Source organism: Psychrobacter sp. H25, assembly GCF_059076335.1.
The window spans coordinates 934,626-955,947 of the sequence record NZ_JCACRV010000001.1 but is presented as its reverse complement, the minus strand read 5'-3'; the positions used below and the strand labels follow the sequence as shown (position 1 = coordinate 955,947).

Here is a 21,322-nt window from a genome sequence, read left to right as displayed (position 1 = left end):
AAATTTTGAAGGGGCATATTCTATAGCAAATGGCAGCTACTAGGAAATACATTTAGCAGAAATAGGGTGCTCTTTCTATTCATGCCACATTTAGAAATGCTACTGCATCAGACTGATGCATGTCTGAGCTATTCTAAAATAAAATCAACGTTTGTTCAAAACATTTCATTGTATCGACACTATTGAAGTCTATTTTATTAGGGTAGGTTGTATGGATAAGACACAAAAAAACTGGCCACATGTAGTGACCAGTTTGTACTGATAAGAGATAATGTCTAACGCAATGCTCATATCAAAGTTTTAGCCCAAAACAAGGTATGAGTAAGCGGTATTTATACGATATGGTATTGAGCCAATGAACAACTATAAATGACTACGCGATTTTATCGAAAAACGCTTTGTTTGGCGTGGTTGATATCGCTGTATCAAAACTCACATGAATACCTTGTTCGTCGTGAGTGGCATACCAATGATCGTCATTATCACTCGTCAATAGTTGGAAGTACTTGTCATTGACGATTCTGCCTACTGTATAAATTTCACCTTCTAGGTAAATATCATTGCCTTGAATACATAGAAGCTTATCATCAGTGTATATTTCATTGTCTTTCATATTTGTGCGCCCTGTTGTAAATAAAACAGCAGAATATCAATCCTGCTGTTGATAATAAAGACGATTATATAGGCACTATCTTATTGTTTGGTATACCATTTTTAAGGTAGTTGTAGTAAATAGTTGCTATATCATTACATAGGTAACATCGCCGTTAGGACAGTATTTTTTTAAGTAACTTATAACCGACTAATATTTAGCCGACTAATATTGAATTGAATTTTGATCTATCAGAATAGCGCTGCGCAAGACGACAGTAAACTAGTCTACAATTAATCAAAAACCGTACACAATAAAAAAACCAGCAACACAAGGCTGCTGGTTTTTTTGAATAAATCTAACTGTCTAAAGAATTACTCTTCAGAGTAGTCTTCTTCAGATGCTTCTTCATCAGCTGAATCTTCGTTGTTACCATCTTCAGAAAGAATAGTAACTAAGATGCTAGCAGTAACGTCATGGTGTAGCTGAATATCAACATTGTATTCGCCAATTTGACGTAGAGTGCCTTCAGGTAGCTTGATTTCAGCACGGTCAACTTCTAGACCTGAGTTAGTCAATGCTTCAGCGATATCGCGAGTACCGATAGAGCCAAATAGCTTGCCTTCGTCACCTGATTTAGCACGCATGATAACATTAACGTCAGTTAGTGCATCAGCACGCTCTTGAGCAACAGCGATCTCTTTTGCTTCTTCAGCTTCAAGCTCAGCACGACGTGCTTCGAACTTTTCAATGTTAGCTTTAGTAGCAGGTAGAGCGCGGCCCTGAGGGATAAGAAAGTTACGTCCGTAACCTGGTTTTACATCGACAGTTTCACCGAGTTTACCAAGGTTGACGATACGCTGTAACAAAATAATTTGCATGAGTCATTCCTAGTTAGCGGTTAACCTTGATGGTTATCAGTGTATGGAAGTAGCGATAAGTAACGAGCTTGCTTGATAGCAGTCGCTAGTTGACGCTGATATTTAGTAGATGTACCAGTAATACGGCTAGGTACGATTTTACCATTATCACTAATATACTGTTTTAGCAATTCAACATCTTTATAGTCGATGTGAGTGATGCCTTCAGCAGTGAAACGGCAGAATTTGCGACGGCGATAGAAACGTGCCATGAGTATTCTCCTTTAATTAGTCTTCACTGTTGTCGTTGTCGTCATTATCGTTTTCACGATTATCTGGACGACGAGTAGTTGCTTTGCGTGCGCGTTTTTCATCGGCATTCTTGGCTAACTGCGACTCTTCAGTGACAGCTTCGTCACGGCGCATAACTAGACTACGAATGATCGCGTCGTTATAGCGGAATAATTCTTCAAGTTCAGCTAAAGTCTCGCCGTCAGTTTCAATGTTGAAAAGAACGTAATGAGCTTTGTGAATCTTGTTGATTGGGTAAGCCAGTTGACGACGGCCCCAATCTTCTAGACGGTGGATAACACCGTTGTTGTCTTGAACTAACTTGATGTAGCGCTCAACCATGCCGACCACTTGGTCGCTTTGGTCTGGGTGTACAAGTAACACCAGTTCGTAATGTCGCATTATGACTCCTTACGGATTAGTAGCTATTAACCCTATGTTAATAGCAAGGAGATTTATAAGGTAAGCCCTAATTCCTAAAAATATAATAAGAAAAAAGCTTAGTTTATAAAGCGCCGTATTATAACAGTACTCGGTGATTAACACAAAGGTTAATCACCAAGCTGTTGCCAATAAAATATAAAAAGAGGATAAATAATCTTCGCTAAATAAAAAAGCCGCGATTATACGCAGCTTTTCTATAGTAATTACAAGAAAAAGTAGAGACAGTATTGATAATCGAGTATAAAAAAGATTTACTTCGTTTTAGACTTTTTTTCTAACTGGCTACTGTCCGCTTTAACGACTAAGGTTTTGGCAAGTTTGTCATGCCAGCCAATATTCTGAGGATTTCTTGATGCCATGTAATAATGAATAGCGATAATCACGAAACCTAAAAAACTGGTAAACGAAAAGAGCAAGTTGTAGATGACGAACAACAATAATGTACGCGTACCAATAAGCTTGATGAATGAAGGCAGTCGATGCGTGGTTTGATCCACCACTCGAATACCAGTAATCAGTTTGCCTAGTGATTGACCGCGCATAGCAATAAATAACAATTGCAAAGCAAATAGTCCAAACACCATCACTTGCGACATCATTAACGTGCTACTAGGAAGACTTTCCATTAGCGACATTGAATACTGATAAGCGGCGTCCATGTCTTGGATATTTTGAAACTTGGTGTAATCCACATCCAATTTGGTCAATGCCATGACCAATGGCAAAATGGCTAAGACATACAGTAAACCATTTAATGCCGTTGCCAATACTCGCGACATAATAGGCGCGAGCACGACGTTACCCACGGTTTTGTCTGCGGCCGTCTTTTTGAGATTGGACTTGTTCAACGATACATTGTTATGCGGCGTTTGATGACGATTGGTCGTCATATCTGCCTTGACGTTTTTTGGACGTTCAGGCTTGCCGTACAATCTATCTAGTGAGACAGACTTATCTTCTTGACCACTCGCGCTATTAGCATTGTCTTCAGGAAACACGGTTACATTGTTGATAATGGAATCGTTGTTTTCAGAACGACCACTAGCAGTAGGTCTATAAGCTGCTTGGTTGTTGGTGAGATTGCCTACACGTTGCCATTGGCTCAGGCCTTCATGCCACATCAAATCATCTAGCAGTACTTCACCAGAGGCGAGCATAATATTCAGCTGCTCCAAATCATATGGGCCAGCTTGTACGTTATTTCGAGCAAGGAAAATCTGCATAATTGCCTGCATAGTTAGTCATGTCTTAACACATTATATTAGGGTCTATTTGAAAAAATCAAATAGACCCTAATAGTGGTATCTTTAATGACTGTGTGAATTACCCCAGTAACTTAATACTGTGACTTAGCATAGTGAGTCAATATAGTTACTTAACACAATGATCACTTAACACAGTGACTTACTGTGCTTCTTCACCAGCTAAGAAGAACCAAGTATCTAGTACCGAATCTGGGTTCAATGATACTGAGCTGATGCCTTGCTCCATAAGCCAGAATGCTAGATCTGGATGATCTGATGGACCCTGACCACAGATACCAACATATTTGTTTTGCTTACGGCAAGCGTCTATAGCCATCGTCAATAGCTTCTTAACAGCAGGGTCACGCTCATCAAATAGATGTGAGACGATGCCTGAGTCACGATCAAGACCAAGCGTTAGCTGAGTCAAATCGTTAGAACCAATAGAGAAACCATCGAAGTGCTCTAGGAACTCTTCTGCGAGTAAGGCGTTGGTTGGTAGTTCACACATCATAATGACGCGTAGACCATTTTCGCCACGTTTTAGACCATTCTTTTCAAGTAGCTCAATTACTTGTGCTGCTTCGTCAGTGGTACGGACAAATGGGATCATGATCTCAACATTGGTCAGACCCATCTCATCACGAACACGTTTTAGTGCTTTACACTCAAGCTCAAAGCAATCACGGAAGTTGTCAGAGACATAACGGCTAGCACCGCGGAAACCAAGCATTGGATTTTCTTCTGATGGCTCGTATAACTTACCACCTAGTAGGTTAGCGTATTCGTTTGATTTGAAATCTGACATACGAACGATAACTGGCTGATCCATAAAGGCAACGGCTAGGGTTGAGATACCTTCAACCAATTTATCAACGTAGAAATCAACTGGTGAGGCATAGCCTGCAATACGCTCTTGGATTGCTTGTGAGATCTCACGTGGCAAGCTGTTCATGTTTAGTAGCGCTTTTGGATGCACACCAATCATACGGTTGATGATGAACTCTAGACGCGCAAGACCAATACCTTCGTTTGGCATTTGGGTGAATGAGAACGCGCGATCCGGGTTACCAACGTTCATCATCACTTTAAATGCAAGCTCTGGCATAGACTCAACAGAGTTGGTCTGTACTTCGAAGTCAATCTGGCTCTCATAAATGAAACCAGTGTCACCTTCAGCACAAGACGCAGTCACGTCTTGACCATCAACCAATAACTCAGTGGCGTTACCACAACCAACGATAGCTGGCACACCTAGCTCACGCGCGATAATAGCCGCATGACACGTACGGCCACCACGGTTAGTAATGATAGCAGAAGCGCGCTTCATAACTGGCTCCCAATCCGGATCAGTCATGTCTGATACCAGTACGTCGCCTTCTTCTACTTTGTCCATCTCGTTTAGGTTGCTAACGATACGCACTTTACCTGAACCGATACGCTGACCGATTGAACGACCTTCACACAATACTTTTGCGCCAGTCGTGTCGATAACATAACGCTCCATGACATTGCTGTCTTGGCGGCTCTTAACAGTCTCAGGACGTGCTTGAACGATAAAGATCTCACCGCTATCGCCGTCTTTTGCCCATTCGATGTCCATTGCATGACCATAATGCTGCTCAATGGTTACGGCTTGTTTGGCAAGTGAGGTCAGCTCTTCAGTAGATAAAGAGAACTGCATACGCTCTTGCTTTTCAACATCGACAGTTTTCACTGATTTAGCCGTGCTGCCTTCATCACCATAAACCATTTTCTTGTGCTTGCTACCTAGGTTACGACGGATAACAGAAGGCTTACCATCAGCTAGCAGACGTTTTGAGATATAAAACTCATCTGGGTTAACTGCGCCCTGTACAACCATCTCACCTAGACCGTAGCTTGAGGTGATGAATACCACTTGATCAAAACCACTTTCGGTATCTAGTGTGAACATAACACCAGCAGCACCAGTCTCTGAACGCACCATACGCTGTACAGCAGCAGACAAGGCAACGCCTTCATGCTCAAAACCTTTATGAACACGATAAGAGATGGCACGGTCGTTATATAAAGAGGCAAATACTTCTTTAATAGCGATTAGAACGTTATCAATACCACGAATGTTCAAGAAGGTTTCTTGCTGACCTGCAAATGAGGCATCTGGCAAATCTTCAGCGGTAGCAGAAGAACGGACAGCAACCGCGATGTCTTCACCGCCACTCATGGTTTCAAATGACTGACGTACTTCTTGCTCAAGATCTTTTGGCAGCTCTTGTTCAATAATCCAAGTACGGATCTTTTTACCTGTTTCTGCAAGTTTTTTAACATCATCAACATCTAGTGTTTTTAGCTCATTGTTGATTTTGTCAAGCAAGCCTGTTTCTGTCAAAAAGCGATTGAATGCATTTGAAGTGGTGGCAAAACCGCCTGGAACACTAACGCCTAAATCAGAAAGATGGCTGATCATTTCACCAAGAGAGGCATTCTTGCCGCCAACCATTTCGATATCGTCTTTTCCTAGCTGATCAAGATTGATTACAAGTGCTGTAGATTGCGCTGCCATGATAACTCCAGAAAATAAGGTTATTTAGTAAAGATTATAACGGTGAATTATACCGCCATATTATGAGGATTTCGAGGGGTTTGACCAAAAAACTTGTTAAAAACACACAAATTGTAGGAATTGCCACATAAATTTTGGTAAGTGGCTGAGATTTTTTTGTCTGAAAGCACAAAAAATATCAACAGTATCAGTAATGGTATGTGCTTGTTGAGTGCTTATAATTGTCAAGAAATTTGAAGATGAGTGCATTCGAGCGACGGTATTCGAGTATTCTCACAACTTCTGTTTTTACATAAAAGGTTCAGTAATAAAAACATTTAATGAGTAGTCAGTTGAAGGTAATGATTGCGTGAAAAACCGTGTTGGTTCTAAGTGTGCGCCTGTAACATTGATTTCTATTAAGGGCTTAATATGCGTATAATGTAGCGCATAGATAGGTGATGTGCATGGTTCTATCAATGTACGATACAGATGCCGCTGTGTATCTTGTTTGAGAGCACTCATTGAGTACTTAAATAGCTAATCAGGTAACTCAATTAAGCCGCCAAATTTAGATAAACGCTATCAAATCATCACTAGAAGCTAAATGAAGATCATTATTGAGTTTTCAACCAAGGTGCCAACGTCATGTACTCAAGCAATCCATCTGAACAAGTTAAGTCCACTATCCAAAACCATCACGCACTCAACTTGGACAGCTCACAAGCCATCAGAACGGCATTTTTCATCTCAGATGGCACAGCGATTACTGCTGAGACATTGGGTCGCGCTATTTTAAGTCAGTTTGCTTCAGTGCCTTTTGAGACGCGTGTTTTGCCATACGTTGACAGCCTAGAGCGTGCTGAAGACGCAGTCGAGCAAATCAATATGGCTTATCAGCGCGATGGCTCACTGCCGCTGGTGTTCGATACTATCGTTAATTCAGAGATCCGCGAAAAGATTAACTCAGCCCACAGCTGTAACTTGGATATGTATGAGGGATTAATAGGACGCGTTGCAGAAGAAACCGGCGTTGAGCCAGATGGTCACTCTGGTCATGCGCACGACGACGTTGACTCTGAAACCTACAAAGAGCGTATCGATGCGGTTCATTTTGCTTTGGACAATGACGATGGAGCGCGTACTCGCCACTATAATGCAGCAGATATTATCTTAGTGGGGGTGTCGCGTTCTGGTAAGACACCGACATCGCTATACTTGGCATTACAGTTTGGTATTCGAGCGGCAAACTATCCTTTGACCGAAGATGATTTGTACGACAATCAGTTGCCAAAAGCATTACGTGAGCACAAAGACAAATTGTTTGGCTTGCTCATTGATACCGATCGCTTAGTAAAAATCCGCCAAGAGCGCCGTGCGGGCAGTCGTTATTCCAGCTACCAACAATGTCAGCAAGAGCAGCGTGCGATACAAGGTATCTATATCACTCATGGTATTCCAAGCTTGGACGTATCGGAGATGTCTGTTGAAGAGATTGCCACCCGTATCTTGCAAATGACTGGTCTTAAGCGCCGTATTGGCTGATAAATTATTACTTTGTAGTGCGCAATACGTATCAAGATTGCAAAAACGATATCCATACTTTATGGTGGCGTGATTTTACTAACCTAATTTTATCAACCTATGTAGATCGTAAAAACTCCCTCCCATACAAACCTATTCATATAATCAATAAATAAAGAGGACATCATGGTAAGTAAAAGTGCAAGCGACGCGACCAATGATACTGGTAAAGATATTCATACCGAAGTATCTAATAAAGAGAACGGTCGCACGCCCAACCCTGAACATACCGAAGGTAAAGACAAAAAACAAAAAATTGAACAAACCCACGAGCAAGTCACTGATGATGTCATGCACCATCCAGACCTTATCAACCCGCTTGATGACACCCGTATCGATATTCAATCGGGTTTTGCCAAAGACTCTCGTCGCCTAAAAAGCGACAATCACGACTATGAATACGATGTAGTGGTATTGGGTGCAGGACCAGCCGGAGAGGCCGCTGCCATGAAGCTTACCAAATCTGGTAAGAGAGTGGTGGTGGTCGATCCGCGTGATCAGGTGGGTGGTAACTCGACTCATGTAGGTACGATCCCGAGTAAAGCACTGCGCCAATCGGTATTTAACTTGATTAACTTTCGCCGTGATCCAATGTTCACCAAAGCGATGGAGTATAAGCAAGTTCCGCTGAATAAAGTGCTTGCCAATGCTCGTCAAGTGATACGCCGTCAAGTGAACACGCATACAGGCTTTTATGAGCGCAACCGTATTGAAGTCATCCAAGGGTGGGGCAGCTTTGTTGACAAACATACTCTGCGTGTTGAAACTGATGACAATGTGTTTGAAACCATCACCTTTAATAAAGCCATCGTAACGGTCGGTAGTCGTCCATATCGTCCTGATATCTTAGACTTCAATCATCCGCGCGTTTTTGATTCTGATAAGATCCTACAGATGGATTATATCGTCAAAAAAATCATCATTTATGGTGCTGGCGTGATTGGCTGTGAATACGCTTCTATTTTTACTGGTCTTGGCTATAAAGTGGATCTGATCAACAACCAAGATCAGTTGCTCAACTACCTCGATAGCGAGATTAGCGATGCCATCGCGCACGATTTTAGACAGTTCGGTGTGCTCATTCGAAGTAACGAAGAAATTGATCATCTTGAGACCCATGATGACTGCGTAATCCTACATCTCAAAAGCGGTAAGAAAATCAAATCAGATGCCATACTGTGGTCAAATGGACGCTCAGGTAACACTGAAGGTCTAAACCTAGAAGCTATTGGGCTAAAAGCGAACAGCCGTGGTCAGCTAAAAGTTGATGATACTTATCGCACTGATGTTGATAATATCTATGCAGCAGGCGATGTGATCGGTTGGCCATCATTAGCATCAGCGGCATATGACCAAGGACGCTGTGCGGCTGCATTTATGGTTGGCGACAGTGATGCTGAACCTGTATCTAGCGTACCAACGGGTATCTATACGATCCCTGAGATTTCTTGTATTGGCAAAACCGAGCAAGAGCTGACAGATGAGAAAGTACCTTACGAGGTCGGTCAAGCTTTCTTTAAGCATCTGGCTCGCGCACAAATCATTGGTGAGCGTACAGGCGTACTAAAGATACTATTCCATCGTGAGACGCTAGAGATTTTGGGTATTCACTGCTACGGTAACCATGCATCAGAGATTATCCATATCGGACAAGCGGTTATGAAGTGTAACAATACGCTTGAGTACTTCGTTAATACCACCTTTAACTATCCAACGATGGCAGAAGCATATCGTGTTGCGGCGCTCAATGGTCTGAACCGAGTGTTTTAACGATTACCTTTAACTACTGAGAACATTTTAAGGTTCGGAAGTAAAAAGCTTGAAAGTATAAAGTCCTCTCCATAAAAAGCGCCTGCTATTGTTAGCAGGCGCTTTTTTGTTAGGGTCTTGAGCTCAGTTACTATCAAGCGCTATAAGCGGATTGTCTTTGCGGTATACGTTTGCGTAAAAACAGTAGCAAAGCAAAGTAAAATAGCCATAAGCCTGCCAGTACATAAAACCCAATAGCGACTTGGGACACGCTGGCACCCATTTGGTTCAGCTGTACAGAGGTATTGATGGCAGGGGTTGTGGGCACGATCCAGCGTATGACTTGTAATATCTGAGGCAACTGGTCTGCTGGCCATGGGTAGCCACTCAAGAAAAATATCGGTAGCGAGACAAAGATTAAGATTTGCATGCTGCGTTCTCGTTGCCGGAACCATAGCCCAAGCACGCAACCAAGCGTGGCGACCGTCGGGCAAAATAATGCCAAAAACAATAACGTACCAAGCATGTTTTGACCACGTGGATAATGATGAAGCTCAAACGCCCAGCCATAATAAAAACAGCCGACGATAAAGCTTAGCGTGCTTAGCGCGCCGATGCGTCCTAGCCAGCCACGTATGCTCGTCGCATGGCGGCGTTGCTCATACCATGTGCCAATCAGCATCGCTGTCGCCATCAGTAGTGTTTGTTGCAAGATAATGACAGAGACCGCCGGCACGACATAAGCACCATAGCCTTCAGTTTGGTTATACAGCGGTATGATGCGTAGCGGTATTGCTTGCGTGCTCTGTGCGGCAGTGGGTGCATAAGTCCCTTTCGCAACGGCCTTCTTTACCTTTATGCCTGCTGATACCGTACCCACTGCTTGAGAGAAGCCCAATTGAACATTTTTATTCAGGATAAAATAGCCACCATTACCCAAAACACTGACATGGGCTTGTTGACCTGATAGTACTTGCGCTTCAAGCCCACTAGGAATCACCATATAACCTGCAATTTGATTGGACCACATGGCTTCTTTGGCGGCTTGCTCATTGACAAAACGCTCGGTATCTAAATAGGGGCTGGAGCTTGAGTAACGAGCGAGCGTACGCGATAAGTTGCTATTGTCATAATCGATGATACCTACCGGTACATGATTGACCACCTCAGTAGAATAAGGCCACGGATAAAAGAAGCCATAAATAATAGGGGCGATGATCAACATCAGCAAGATGCCTTTATCCCCAAAAATATCTTTAAGCGTTTGGACAAAGCTTGTCCAGAACGACGGTGATGGCGAAGACTTTGTTGATTCAGATTTTTTGAGATTGGGGTTGGATCGTATTGACATTAGCGTGCTCCCCAACGTTCAGGGTGTGCCAATGCACGTTTGGTTAATAATGCGGCTAATAGCAGTGCTATAATCATAGCGATAGTGAGACCGTAGACACCAGGCAGAGATATAGCAATGGGCGCTTGCATCTGCAATTGTGCAATGTGAAGTTTCAGATAATGCGTCAGTGGTAGGATGTTTGACCAATACTGCGCGCTATCACTAATCGCAATATAAGGAAAGGTCACACCAGCAAAGGCGTAAGAAGGCGCTGAGATAAAACCAGTAGCAGACAGCCCCATACGTAGAGAAAAGGCATTCAACGTAAAGATCGCACCCAGCCAAAACGAGAGCGCCATTAGGCATAAAAGACCGGCATATACTACGGCAAGCGAAGCTATGCTTATAGATTGGTTCGAGGTTGCCAGCCACAGTATCATAGCCGACCATACACTATAGGCCAGCATTGGCCAAAAATATTTACCTAACAAACCAAACAATAATACTGACAGGCTGAGTGCCTGTGGCGCTCTTAAGGTTGACGACACCGTGGCATTATCGCTGTTGTTATTGACACTATCTTGCTTGATGAACGGTGCGGTTAGTGTTTTCGGATATCGAGGTGACGTTCGTTTAGGGTTTTTGGTATCAATAAAACGATACCAGCGACCAATATTCTTATCACGTAGCTCACGTCCAATGGTCGTTGCACCAACGACCATTGCCAATATATGTAGCAGGGCAGGTATCACGGTTGAGGCCAAAAACTGTTGATAATTGGTGGCCGCATTGAACAGACTGATACGTTGAATACTGATAGGCGCGTAAGCAGTTGCGGCTTGCGATGGCGCTACGCCTTGCTTGACCAATTGCTGTATCTCGACACCTGCGGACAATGTGCTCGCAACTGCTTGAACACTCGTTTGGATAATGCCAGAGTGAGTACCGTACTGTGCATTTACCTGCAAAGTTAGCGGCGCAGGCTTACTCGATAATATATTGCGAGAGAAGTCTTCAGGAATCGTCACGACTGCGTAAATATCGCGTTGCAATATCGCAGCCTCGGCCTCTGCTTGAGAATAATACAACTGCCTGACTGTGAGTGTAGGACTGGCTTCTAAGTAGCGTACGGCAGTATTGGCCATCGCACTATTGTCTTGATCGATAACGCCTATAGGCAAATCAGTAATCTGAGTCTGTGAAAATATCCACCAAATAAGTAGGACGGTTGCCAGCGGTATCCATAACACCATGCTAAGGTCCCACTGGTTTTTGGTCAAAAATCGCCGCTCATAGGCTGCACTGCGCAAAAACGCCTCAATTAAGCGCATGGTTTACTCTTGGTTCTGGTTAATAGGCGTAGGATTGATACGCACAACCACGCTCATACCCGAGCGAATACGAGTATCTGGCGTTGATGGTCGAGCTTTTACCTCAAAGGTACGCACATCGAACCCATCGTCATTGTTAGTCGGTCGCCAAGTTGCAAAATCAGATAGGGTCGACGTCGCATAAACAGTGAACTGTTTGCTATAAGGTTTGTCTGCTGATGATAGAGCTGGGATAGTTCCTATAAAAGTTTGACCGATAGCAAATTGATTCAGATAAGATTCAGTGACGTTGAGTACCACCCATTGGTCATTGGTATCTACCAAAGTGAGCAAAGGAACGCCTTGACCGATGACTTCACCAGCACTGACGATGACGTTGTCAACGATACCTGCGATAGGGCTTTTTAGATTGGCTTCTTCTTTTGCGACCAGTGCCTCGTCCAGTTGGGCATCGACCTGTGCGACTTGGGCGGTAGCGGCTGACTTATCTTCACTACGCGCGCCCTCTAACGCCAGATCATATTGCAGACGTGCCGCTTCAGTCTGATCTTCGGTAGCAAGGTACTGTGCATACGCCTCATCGCGCTTTTGCCGCGCCATCAATCCTTCTTCGTAGAGGCGATTAACGCGCTGATAAGTGTTCTTCGCCAAATCAGAGGCCGCTTTATTGGCTTGCCAAGCCGCTTTGGCTTGAGCGATTTCTTGCGGGCGTGCGCCATTTTCGGCTTTGTCCAACTGGCTCTGTGCGATTTGCTTGCCAGCCCGCGCCTGGTTGATCTTGGCATTAATTTCAGGCGAATCCATTTCGACCAGCTGTTGCCCTGCTGTGACAGCATCACCTTCTGTCACCATAATCCGTGCAATGCGGCCAGGTACTTTTGCAGCGATAGAGGTTTGCTGCATTTGCATTTGCCCCTGAAGCGTAATGATTTCAGGCTCGCTCTGTTGATTGCTTTTATATAGACCATAGGCAATCACAGCAAGAACAATCAATGCAAGCCCTGCAAGTAGCGCTTTTTTTACACGAGCAGATTTATCAGCGTTAGCATTACCGCGATTGTACGGTGGCGTAGGCTGCACCGGCTCAGCGTCAGGCGTGTTTTCTGCTGGTTTAGCTGAGTATTGACTGTCCTGAGAGGTCGCTAACTCGGCTGAATCATCAGATTGATTTGAGTCGTTTGATTCATTTGGCAATTCAGACATGACAGCGGGGTTCCTAAAGCAGCAAAGTTGAGAGTAAGGGGTTATGATTAATACATTCGAACAGCGTAAGGCTTAGCACTGTCTAACGCTTCAGAGTTGAAAATAGCACCAAAAGCGACAATAAATGCCGAATAATACAGCCACAGCATAATTACCACAGCAGCTGAAAGCGCACCAAACTCAGCACTATAGTTATTGAAATTTTGCACATAGATAGAAAACAGCACAGACAATACAATCCACATAATGGTCGCTAGTGCGGCACCTGGCACTAGCCTTTTTAGCGCGACAGCATCGCGATTAGGTGCTAAGCGGTAGAGCCCCAAAAAGCTCAGAAATATAATACCAGCCAATATTGGCCATCTGCTCCAAAGCGCAATCGTTTCAGCTATCTGAGGAAACGGGAAAAAAGCCGCTCCCACAGGAATAATGGCGATAGAGGAGACTGCTATAATCAAGACAACTACTGCGCCAAAGGTCAGTCCAACGGCTCGAATAGTACCTTGAATGAACCCACGCTCATGAGTGATATGAAAGGCGAGGTTGATAAGGATAATTAAAGACTTAATTCCTTTAGAGCCAGCATAGAGGGCGAGCAGTGACGATAAAATAAGGCTAAAAGTTAACTTAGACGTGGTAGTAGAGACTAGGTCGTTCAGGCGTGAGTTGAGGACTTCATACACGGTATCGGGTATGTATGGACTCAAAAGTGAGATCTGTTCTTGCATCTGGGCAGGTGAAAACACGAGGCCATAAATGAGTACAAACACAGCCATCACGGGAAATATTGACAAAAAACCAAAAAATCCCACGCTTGCACAGTGTGCCCAAACGTTAGAGGTGTTTGCAAGCTGCCATGTTTTGAGTAAAGGCTGCAACCAATGACTTATCGATTTAGAGGTAGATTTTTTCATAAAACAATTATTCACAATAGAATGAGTAACAGTATGGATGTTGTCAGCGTTGTGACAGGCCCCGTATTCAGTGCATTACAAAGGTATGATCGCACCTCACGCACTTGAGGCAGTCGATGTACCGTACCGCTCAAAGACATCGTTATTAAGGACATCGTTATAACGAAAGGCTAGATCGACTGTACAAGCGCTGATCCATACGACTGATGGTTTTTATGTTCATTATTGTTCAGTATACAAAGTTGGTAGTTGAATGTCAGCGGCATTCAGATAAGCATTGAAAGCAAGCGGGGTGCCACAGCTTTGCATGAGTGCAGCCAATGACTGTACATAGCTATTGGCAGCTTGTGCTTGCTCGGTACGTGCTTTGAGCGACTGAGTCTGTGCTTGTACCACATCAACGGTGGTATTCACGCCTTCTTGTAAGCCAAGGCGGCGCAGTCGCAACACTTCTGCCGCCAAATCAACATTACTCTGAAGTGCCTGATAGCGTGACTGGGCATTATTGACATCATGCCAGTTTTTTTCTACGAGCAGGAGTAGGTTGTCACTGACTTCAATTTCAGAGAGATCGGCTTGACGGATTTGAGCGCTACTTGATGCCAATGAGGCTGTTTTATCAAGTCCGCCCCAGAGTTTCCAACTGGCAGATATACCAGCAACCCAGCTTGGATCCTTCTCTACCTGACCATAACCATACAGCAAAACGGTCGGTTTATAACCAGTATCAGATAACGCATGCAGCTGCTGTGCCTGCGCACGTTTGGCGGCAACTTTCTGTAATCCTGGGTGATGACTCAGAGCCAGATCTTGAAAATAACTGACATCTGGTAGCGGGCGACTAGACACAAACAAAGGCGTCGTCGGCTTAATACGGTAGTTGGTACGTAGTAACCGCTGTAATGCAATCATAGCCAAGCGTGCATCGTTATTGGCATTAACAGACTCGCTTTTGGCGTCGGCAAGCGCAGATTGCGCCTCTAATCTCTCGACCCGTGAGATAAAGCCTTCTTCAAATAGACGCTCTGCCATATGGTCAGTTTGTTGCAGTGTATCGTAAGCGTCTTCACGTAAGTAAGCGGCAATGATCGCTAGCTGCACCTTAAAGTAGCGCTCAATCAACGTATTATACAGCTCGTTTTTATCAAGAATACTATCTGCTAGTGCTTCTTGGGTGCGTGCATCGGAGGCGCCAGTCAAGGCATCTGTACGTCCAGCAGTATAAATAGGCCAGACCACACCAACACCTGCTCCAGTTGTGGAGCCTGAGCGTTTGAGGTCATACGAGTCTGGAATCCGCTCACCAACCAATTCGCCAAAGTTGGGTAAGTCTGGCAAGCTTGCAATAGGAGGAATGACACTATCGACACGATTATTCACCCCATCTATGATGCCGTTTTTAAGAGTGGACAAATCTATATCTTGGTCTAGATGGTAAGCACTGGCAGATACGCGAGCAAATACGAGCGGGTTATCGATGGTTCTTAGAGCATCAGTTTGGTATTCGCTGGCAGCAATGGCTGCTTGATTGGCCGCTATCTTGGGCGATACTTGGACTAAAAGTTTTTGTGCTTGCGCTAAGCTCAAAAAGCTGGAGACCTCTAACGGATAGCTATTATCAATCGTTTTGTGTGAGATGGGATCGACAAGGGTAGCCAGTGAAGGTTGCCCATCATAAGTATTTATCGATGTGTTATTAGGCGTTTCAGTTGACTTATGATTGCTCGGATCGTTAGCCTCCACGATTTGTGTTACAGGGCCAGATGCCATACCAGTTGGTTCGATACGATCGGCATCACTACTGGCGTAAGTCACAGGCCCAACACTTATGAGTGTAACAGTCATCATAGCGGACGGTAGCGCTGATAAAGCGAATTTCATAAGTCACATAAACCATTAATTGAGAGGTAAGGTATTATAAGACAACGGTTATCATTGATAGACCGTATTGCTCAAATATTAACTGATCAAATTATTATAGACTATCTATGAGTGACCGCGTCTACCAGTCATCGAGTAAATGATGCCGATACAAAACATTTATTGTCAAATAGGTCAGGGCTTTTAAATAAAAAGGGTCTTATCATAGCGTCGCTGACAGTCTATCATTTGAAACATCATTTAAATTAAGGCGTACACTGTAGAGCCACAATGGTGACGGGTCAATGCTCAGTATTTTTTGGTTTTCTATTGTATGGGCAGTAGCGGTATGATAGAAGCTCAACTCTATATTTAAATATCTCTTTATAACTAACAACATAGCTTAGGAGGTATTTTGAGATGATTCTATTTGTCTTCAAATAAACTTTGTTTTTAGTTTTACTATTAAAATAATTAATCAGTCATTCATAAAAAAACAGCAAGCGATGAACGTTAATCAATGAAGAGTAAGTAGTCACTTATTACGAATTTTTGTCAAATAAAATAAATAACCTTAGTAGAGGATGTGCGTAATGGCAGGATATATTTTGGCGCTGGATCAGGGAACAACATCGAGTCGAGCGATCCTCTATGACGATCATGCACGCCCTATAAGAATGGTACAACAACCAACGACCCTCCAAACGCCAAGTGCTGGATTTGTAGAGCAAGATGCACAGCAGATTTGGCAAACCCAGATCAGCTGTGCGCACGATGTTATCAATCGGGCAGGTTTGCTTGCAACGGACGTCACCAGCATTGCCATTACCAATCAGCGCGAATCTATCGTGATGTGGGACAAACAAACGGGTAAACCATTGGCACCTGCTATCATCTGGCAGGACAGACGGACGGCAAACTACTGTAAGACGCTTGCTGCCGAAAGCGCTACCAATAGTATGGATGATAGCAGCTATAAAAACAGCGCTCATACGAACACGTCTGAAAATCATCAAAATAATATGGCGCATGAGGTACAGCGTATTACAGGCCTGCGGTTAGACCCTTATTTTAGTGCCAGCAAGATTGCGTGGTTGCTCGAAAACAATCCAAAGCTGAGCGTGCGAGCCAGCAAAGGTGAGATAGCTGTCGGTACTATCGACAGTTGGCTGATATACAAGCTAACAGGTGGAGAGCACGTTATCGATGTGACTAACGCTTCTCGCACTTTGTTATTTGACATCCATAAGCTGGCGTGGTCAGAGACACTTTGTGATCGCTTTGCCATTCCTATGAACATATTACCCAAAGTGCTGCCCTCAGACGGTGATTTTGGCAAAACTAAAAAAGGCTTGTTTGCCAAACAAATACCCATTCAAGCCGTGCTTGGCGATCAGCAAGCGGCGCTCTTTGGGCAAGGTTGTCTTGATGCAGGTATGGCAAAGAACACCTATGGTACAGGGTGTTTTATGCTAATGAATATCGGTCAGCAGCCAAAGTTGAGCGACCATAAGCTACTGACCACTATCGCGTGGCAACGAAAAACATCGCCAACTCGTCCAGATAACTTATCGTTTGATCAGATTGTACAGTCAGGAAAGCGTATGCTACAACCGCCCAAAAAGGAAGTCACTTATGCGTTAGAAGGGAGTGTCTTTATGGCGGGCGCTATCGTCCAATGGCTACGTGACAACTTAGGTATGATTCAACAAAGTAGTGATGTTGAGGACCTAGCGCGTCAAGTGGATAGTAGTGAAGATGTGGTGCTACTACCAGCGTTTACTGGGCTTGGGGCACCTTATTGGCGTTCTGATATCAGTGCTAGTATCACAGGGATGAGCCGCGGTACAACCAAAGCGCACATTGCCCGTGCAGCATTAGAGGCGGTAGCCTATCAGACATACGATGTACTTATCGCTATGCAAAAAGACAGTCCCCATCCATTGACCGAGCTGAGAGTAGATGGCGGCGCAGCAAACAACGATTTGCTGATGCAGTTTCAGGCGGATTTGTTAGATGTTCCTGTACTGCGTCCAAGAGACACAGAAATTACCGCAAAAGGCGCGGCGTTACTCGCAGGTCTAAAAACTGGGCTATACGATGAGTCAACAATGAAAGCATCATGGCAGGTAGATCGTATCTTTGAGCCAAGTATGTCTACTGCTGCTCGCGAACAACATCTTGATAAATGGCAACGTGCTATCGAGAGGTCGTTAATGCCGCTATAAGCCTATTTTACTTGGTAAGTTAAGTATCAACGCGTTTTTGCAATTACTCAAAGTATAGGTCAACCGTACACAAACGCGATAAAGATACAGGCTGTAACGCAAGCCTACAAAGATATCGACATAGCTTACATAACCTGTATATCGTAGGGTAGTGATTGTTCCTATACTTCAAATGCAGTCAAGCAATGATTTTGACAAGACCTATAAGAACAAACGGAAATCAATAACTAATTAAGGATATATTTATTATGAATAACCATGACGAACTAAATAAAACAAAAATTAATGCAGATGGTACTACACATACAAATGTAACAGACGACTACAACCGTGACCATGATGCCATCGACCGTAGCGAAGTGAAACATATGTCTGATGAGACAAAAGACGATTTGAACGCTGATATGATCACAGGTGAACCAGGTTCACATCCAGTGGGTACTGGTATCGGTGGTGTGGGCGGTGCAGCAGCAGGCGCAGCAATCGGTTCGATGGCAGGTCCATTAGGTACATTGATCGGTGGTGCTATCGGTGCAGTTGTTGGTGGCGGTGCAGGTCATGCAGCAGGTGAAGCGATAAATCCAACACACGAAGAAGCTTACTGGCGTGCAGAATATGCAAACGCTGACTACTATAAAGAAGGACATGATTTCGATCGCGATCTGCATCCAGCCTATGCAGTAGGATATGCAAACCGTGCTCGTTATCCAGCAGATGCTCGTTTTGAAGATCACGAAGCAGATTTAGAGCGTTCATGGCACGAAGTAAAAGGTGAGTCTCGTCTGGCATGGGATGAGGCACGTCTAGCGTCACGTGATGCATGGCACCGCGTTTCGTAACACATGCAACATAAAAAGCCACATAGCTGCCTTTTAGCTACTGAATTAGTCAGGGTTTGTCAGGTTATATTTTGAAGCAGCATTGATTCATAAAATTATCAAGTAAACGGATAATCCGAAATATTGTTGATTCATTGCTAAAAATAGGCTAATTGTATAACTAGCTCTACGAGTGGCTTTAACTATCAAATTTATGCTATTTTAAAACTTCCAAGGTTGACCTTGGAGGTTTTTTTAGGCATAAAATTTGCTGTTTATACACATAAATGAATATTATGTATTATAATGATGAAAACAATAGGGAATATATGAGTAATCACGCTGATAATAATAAGCAGTTTTATGTTGCCACAGCCAACTTATTGAATTTCGCCAACCCTGATCGGATTTATTACGACAATGCACCGGCTTATGATAAGCAATCCTATGAGCATAAGCTGCATGGTCTTACAGACTTATTATCTAAGGCGAATGCTGATATCATTGCCGTGCAGGAAGTATGGGACAGTGAGGCACTAGAGGCGCTATCTGTTTCGTTAGGGTTCAAACCAGAGCATGCTGTGATTCCATTAGCAAGTAATGATAGTGCCAGTCCATGTACTCAAGGTATGGGGGCACAAGGCACACCAGCTGTTGGTATTATCAGTCGATTTGAGCAGTTAGAAACCAGTCTATTAGAAGGTATTGCACCAAAGGCTGTGATTGATATTCCAGATATAGGACCTTATGAGCGTTTTAATCGTCCACCGCTCGTATTGCGTGTCGATGCATATGGTCAACCAATAACGATTATTACTGCGCATTTAAAAAGTAAACGTGCTTTTTTCTTACGTGATAAGAACGGCAATCTACTAGAAGATATGGATGATCCCAATATTCGTATTCGTGCCAAGCTGCGCAGTTTGTGCATGCGTGCTGCAGAAGCTGCATCGATTCGAATGGCGATTATGGAGCGTTTGCATCATACGCGTGAGCCATTGATATTGCTGGGCGACATGAATGATGTGACAGGTAGTGTCACCACTCAGCTGATGACCGAAACTGGTGAGGTCAATTATGATAAAAGTATGCGCGACGTCGCACTTTTTGATGCCGCTCGTATTCAGGCTCGTTATGGCTGGATGAAAGATGTCGCTTACACCCATATACACCAAGGCATGCCAGAAGTAATCGATCAGCTGTTTGTCTCAGAGGAGTTTTTACCTGATAGTAAGTTTTCGCTTGGTCAGGTTGAACGCGTTGATTATTTCAATGATCACCTTAAATGGGATTATGCAGACAGAGTCACTGATCATGGTATTATAAGAGCGAAAATCAAACTTAATGATTAACTTTTTAAAATTAAACAGTTAACTCTAGTAGAGTATTAATCGATACATGAACTTCTAACCCATTCATGTCCCTTGCTTGATAGTGTACAAGCGTTTATGATGCCTCCTCATCGAGTGTGGTAACGATAATATTAGCGCTATATTTTAGCCAATAGCCAGTAATCCGTTAGTTTTGGATGAATACTGTCTAATGAAGATTATATCTATACAATAGGGCGTAACATAAAGAGATTTATAATGAGTGATAACAAAGACGACAAAATTGAAGATGTGTTGGTAGACTCAGAATTGGCAAAAAAACTTGTACCGAACAAGTTTAAATTTACCAGCCAACAAGGCCGTGTACGCCGCCAAAAACTTTTGGCTGGTGCCAAGAAATTGAGTGAAACACAAGCAATTAATGATATTACCTTGGCTGCCGTATGCGAAGAAGCGGGCATACCAAGAGCCTCTGCTTATCACTTCTTTCCTAATATTGAAGCAATATTTCTAGCATTGCGTTTTTTGAATGCCATCGAAATATTGGAGATGGTAGAAACAGTTGATATCGGTAATTATGATAGATGGCAAGGATATCTGACTGCTCTTATTGATCAGTGTGTAATGATTTTTCATAGTGATGAGACCAAAGCCAAGCTAATTTACGATACCAATACGCCTGACTTTGAAGGCGACAGCTTTGGTGAAGATATGGACCATCAAATCGTTGACTTGGTATATAAGCGCTTGTCAGAGCGTTATGAAATGCCAAACTTTGATGATATCCAAAATACCCTGTTGATTGCTTATAGTATCGTCAACGCTATTTTTACCTTGTCTTATCGTCGTCATCAGAGCATTACTGAGGACTATATTCAAGAAGCAAATACAGCATTTATCGCGTATCTACGCTGCTATCTGCCAGAGAAGCTACGACGCAAAAGCGTTTAATTCTTCATACTAAACACAAAAAGCCGACATCTCTGTCGGCTTTTTTACGTCTTGTGTTTACTACA

Annotated in this window: 17 protein-coding genes; 6 read left to right on the top strand and 11 right to left on the bottom strand. The window is 43.5% G+C overall.

The window, feature by feature from the left end; translation table 11 throughout:
• Nucleotides 1–373: 373 nt before the first annotated feature.
• From AC5JPO_RS03710 to ppsA, 6 genes are all read right to left on the bottom strand, one after another.
• Nucleotides 374–613, bottom strand: coding sequence for a hypothetical protein (locus AC5JPO_RS03710; protein ID WP_493853303.1), 240 nt, complete (start codon nucleotides 611–613; stop codon nucleotides 374–376).
• Between the two features lie 353 nt (nucleotides 614–966).
• Nucleotides 967–1,473 (bottom strand): 50S ribosomal protein L9, encoded by a 507-nt coding sequence (rplI, locus tag AC5JPO_RS03705; RefSeq protein WP_319050205.1) that lies wholly within the window; start codon nucleotides 1,471–1,473, stop codon nucleotides 967–969.
• A 20-nt stretch (nucleotides 1,474–1,493) separates the two neighbouring features.
• A complete protein-coding gene (gene rpsR, locus AC5JPO_RS03700; protein WP_010198808.1) occupies nucleotides 1,494–1,724 on the bottom strand; it encodes a 30S ribosomal protein S18 in 231 nt (76 codons plus the stop codon).
• A 16-nt stretch (nucleotides 1,725–1,740) separates the two neighbouring features.
• A complete protein-coding gene (gene rpsF, locus AC5JPO_RS03695; protein ID WP_101205443.1) occupies nucleotides 1,741–2,145 on the bottom strand; it encodes a 30S ribosomal protein S6 in 405 nt (134 codons plus the stop codon).
• Between the two features lie 293 nt (nucleotides 2,146–2,438).
• Nucleotides 2,439–3,422 (bottom strand): RDD family protein, encoded by a 984-nt coding sequence (locus AC5JPO_RS03690; protein ID WP_493853302.1) that lies wholly within the window; start codon nucleotides 3,420–3,422, stop codon nucleotides 2,439–2,441.
• Nucleotides 3,423–3,591: 169 nt separating this feature from the next.
• A complete protein-coding gene (gene ppsA, locus AC5JPO_RS03685; protein WP_443524281.1) occupies nucleotides 3,592–5,976 on the bottom strand; it encodes a phosphoenolpyruvate synthase in 2,385 nt (794 codons plus the stop codon).
• A gap of 627 nt (nucleotides 5,977–6,603) precedes the next feature.
• Between ppsA and ppsR the strand changes: the two genes are divergently transcribed.
• Complete coding sequence (gene ppsR, locus AC5JPO_RS03680) at nucleotides 6,604–7,500, top strand: posphoenolpyruvate synthetase regulatory kinase/phosphorylase PpsR (protein ID WP_443524279.1); 897 nt, start codon at nucleotides 6,604–6,606, stop codon at nucleotides 7,498–7,500.
• 165 nt (nucleotides 7,501–7,665) lie between these two features.
• The gene (sthA, locus tag AC5JPO_RS03675; protein ID WP_319050212.1) at nucleotides 7,666–9,309 is read left to right on the top strand and encodes a Si-specific NAD(P)(+) transhydrogenase; all 1,644 of its coding nucleotides are present in this window, start codon (nucleotides 7,666–7,668) and stop codon (nucleotides 9,307–9,309) included.
• Nucleotides 9,310–9,442: 133 nt separating this feature from the next.
• On the opposite strand, the gene AC5JPO_RS03670 is transcribed toward sthA, so the two are convergent.
• From AC5JPO_RS03670 to AC5JPO_RS03650, 5 genes are all read right to left on the bottom strand, one after another.
• Entirely contained in the window at nucleotides 9,443–10,639 is a 1,197-nt protein-coding gene (locus AC5JPO_RS03670) for an ABC transporter permease (RefSeq protein ID WP_493853301.1), read from the bottom strand.
• Nucleotides 10,639–11,952 (bottom strand): ABC transporter permease, encoded by a 1,314-nt coding sequence (locus AC5JPO_RS03665; protein ID WP_493853300.1) that lies wholly within the window; start codon nucleotides 11,950–11,952, stop codon nucleotides 10,639–10,641. The genes AC5JPO_RS03670 and AC5JPO_RS03665 overlap by 1 nt, the downstream gene beginning before the upstream one ends.
• A gap of 3 nt (nucleotides 11,953–11,955) precedes the next feature.
• Nucleotides 11,956–13,155 (bottom strand): HlyD family secretion protein, encoded by a 1,200-nt coding sequence (locus AC5JPO_RS03660; protein ID WP_493853299.1) that lies wholly within the window; start codon nucleotides 13,153–13,155, stop codon nucleotides 11,956–11,958.
• 47 nt (nucleotides 13,156–13,202) lie between these two features.
• A complete protein-coding gene (locus AC5JPO_RS03655; RefSeq protein ID WP_493853298.1) occupies nucleotides 13,203–14,069 on the bottom strand; it encodes a YihY/virulence factor BrkB family protein in 867 nt (288 codons plus the stop codon).
• Between the two features lie 222 nt (nucleotides 14,070–14,291).
• A complete protein-coding gene (locus tag AC5JPO_RS03650; RefSeq protein WP_493853297.1) occupies nucleotides 14,292–15,950 on the bottom strand; it encodes a TolC family protein in 1,659 nt (552 codons plus the stop codon).
• Nucleotides 15,951–16,522: 572 nt separating this feature from the next.
• On the opposite strand from AC5JPO_RS03650, the gene glpK reads away from it, so the two are divergent.
• The 4 genes from glpK to AC5JPO_RS03630 all read left to right on the top strand — a co-directional run bounded on the left by glpK (nucleotide 16,523) and on the right by AC5JPO_RS03630 (nucleotide 21,257).
• Nucleotides 16,523–18,157: a glycerol kinase GlpK gene (gene glpK, locus AC5JPO_RS03645; protein ID WP_493853296.1), complete on the top strand. Its 1,635-nt coding sequence runs from the start codon at nucleotides 16,523–16,525 to the stop codon at nucleotides 18,155–18,157.
• A 368-nt stretch (nucleotides 18,158–18,525) separates the two neighbouring features.
• A complete protein-coding gene (locus tag AC5JPO_RS03640; RefSeq protein WP_319050431.1) occupies nucleotides 18,526–18,996 on the top strand; it encodes a hypothetical protein in 471 nt (156 codons plus the stop codon).
• 308 nt (nucleotides 18,997–19,304) lie between these two features.
• Entirely contained in the window at nucleotides 19,305–20,327 is a 1,023-nt protein-coding gene (locus AC5JPO_RS03635; protein WP_493853295.1) for an endonuclease/exonuclease/phosphatase family protein, read from the top strand.
• 237 nt (nucleotides 20,328–20,564) lie between these two features.
• Nucleotides 20,565–21,257: a TetR/AcrR family transcriptional regulator gene (locus tag AC5JPO_RS03630; protein ID WP_319050221.1), complete on the top strand. Its 693-nt coding sequence runs from the start codon at nucleotides 20,565–20,567 to the stop codon at nucleotides 21,255–21,257.
• Nucleotides 21,258–21,322 lie beyond the last annotated feature (65 nt).

What these genes read in the sequence shown, in the direction of transcription:
- AC5JPO_RS03710 (WP_493853303.1), bottom strand. Translation starts at nt 613, where the DNA reads ATGAAAGACAATGAAATATACACTGATGATAAGCTTCTATGTATTCAA.
- rplI (WP_319050205.1), bottom strand. Translation starts at nt 1,473, where the DNA reads ATGCAAATTATTTTGTTACAGCGTATCGTCAACCTTGGTAAACTCGGT.
- rpsR (WP_010198808.1), bottom strand. Translation starts at nt 1,724, where the DNA reads ATGGCACGTTTCTATCGCCGTCGCAAATTCTGCCGTTTCACTGCTGAA.
- rpsF (WP_101205443.1), bottom strand. Translation starts at nt 2,145, where the DNA reads ATGCGACATTACGAACTGGTGTTACTTGTACACCCAGACCAAAGCGAC.
- AC5JPO_RS03690 (WP_493853302.1), bottom strand. Translation starts at nt 3,422, where the DNA reads ATGCAGGCAATTATGCAGATTTTCCTTGCTCGAAATAACGTACAAGCT.
- ppsA (WP_443524281.1), bottom strand. Translation starts at nt 5,976, where the DNA reads ATGGCAGCGCAATCTACAGCACTTGTAATCAATCTTGATCAGCTAGGA.
- ppsR (WP_443524279.1), top strand. Translation starts at nt 6,604, where the DNA reads ATGTACTCAAGCAATCCATCTGAACAAGTTAAGTCCACTATCCAAAAC.
- sthA (WP_319050212.1), top strand. Translation starts at nt 7,666, where the DNA reads ATGGTAAGTAAAAGTGCAAGCGACGCGACCAATGATACTGGTAAAGAT.
- AC5JPO_RS03670 (WP_493853301.1), bottom strand. Translation starts at nt 10,639, where the DNA reads ATGTCAATACGATCCAACCCCAATCTCAAAAAATCTGAATCAACAAAG.
- AC5JPO_RS03665 (WP_493853300.1), bottom strand. Translation starts at nt 11,952, where the DNA reads ATGCGCTTAATTGAGGCGTTTTTGCGCAGTGCAGCCTATGAGCGGCGA.
- AC5JPO_RS03660 (WP_493853299.1), bottom strand. Translation starts at nt 13,155, where the DNA reads ATGTCTGAATTGCCAAATGAATCAAACGACTCAAATCAATCTGATGAT.
- AC5JPO_RS03655 (WP_493853298.1), bottom strand. Translation starts at nt 14,069, where the DNA reads ATGAAAAAATCTACCTCTAAATCGATAAGTCATTGGTTGCAGCCTTTA.
- AC5JPO_RS03650 (WP_493853297.1), bottom strand. Translation starts at nt 15,950, where the DNA reads ATGAAATTCGCTTTATCAGCGCTACCGTCCGCTATGATGACTGTTACA.
- glpK (WP_493853296.1), top strand. Translation starts at nt 16,523, where the DNA reads ATGGCAGGATATATTTTGGCGCTGGATCAGGGAACAACATCGAGTCGA.
- AC5JPO_RS03640 (WP_319050431.1), top strand. Translation starts at nt 18,526, where the DNA reads ATGTCTGATGAGACAAAAGACGATTTGAACGCTGATATGATCACAGGT.
- AC5JPO_RS03635 (WP_493853295.1), top strand. Translation starts at nt 19,305, where the DNA reads ATGAGTAATCACGCTGATAATAATAAGCAGTTTTATGTTGCCACAGCC.
- AC5JPO_RS03630 (WP_319050221.1), top strand. Translation starts at nt 20,565, where the DNA reads ATGAGTGATAACAAAGACGACAAAATTGAAGATGTGTTGGTAGACTCA.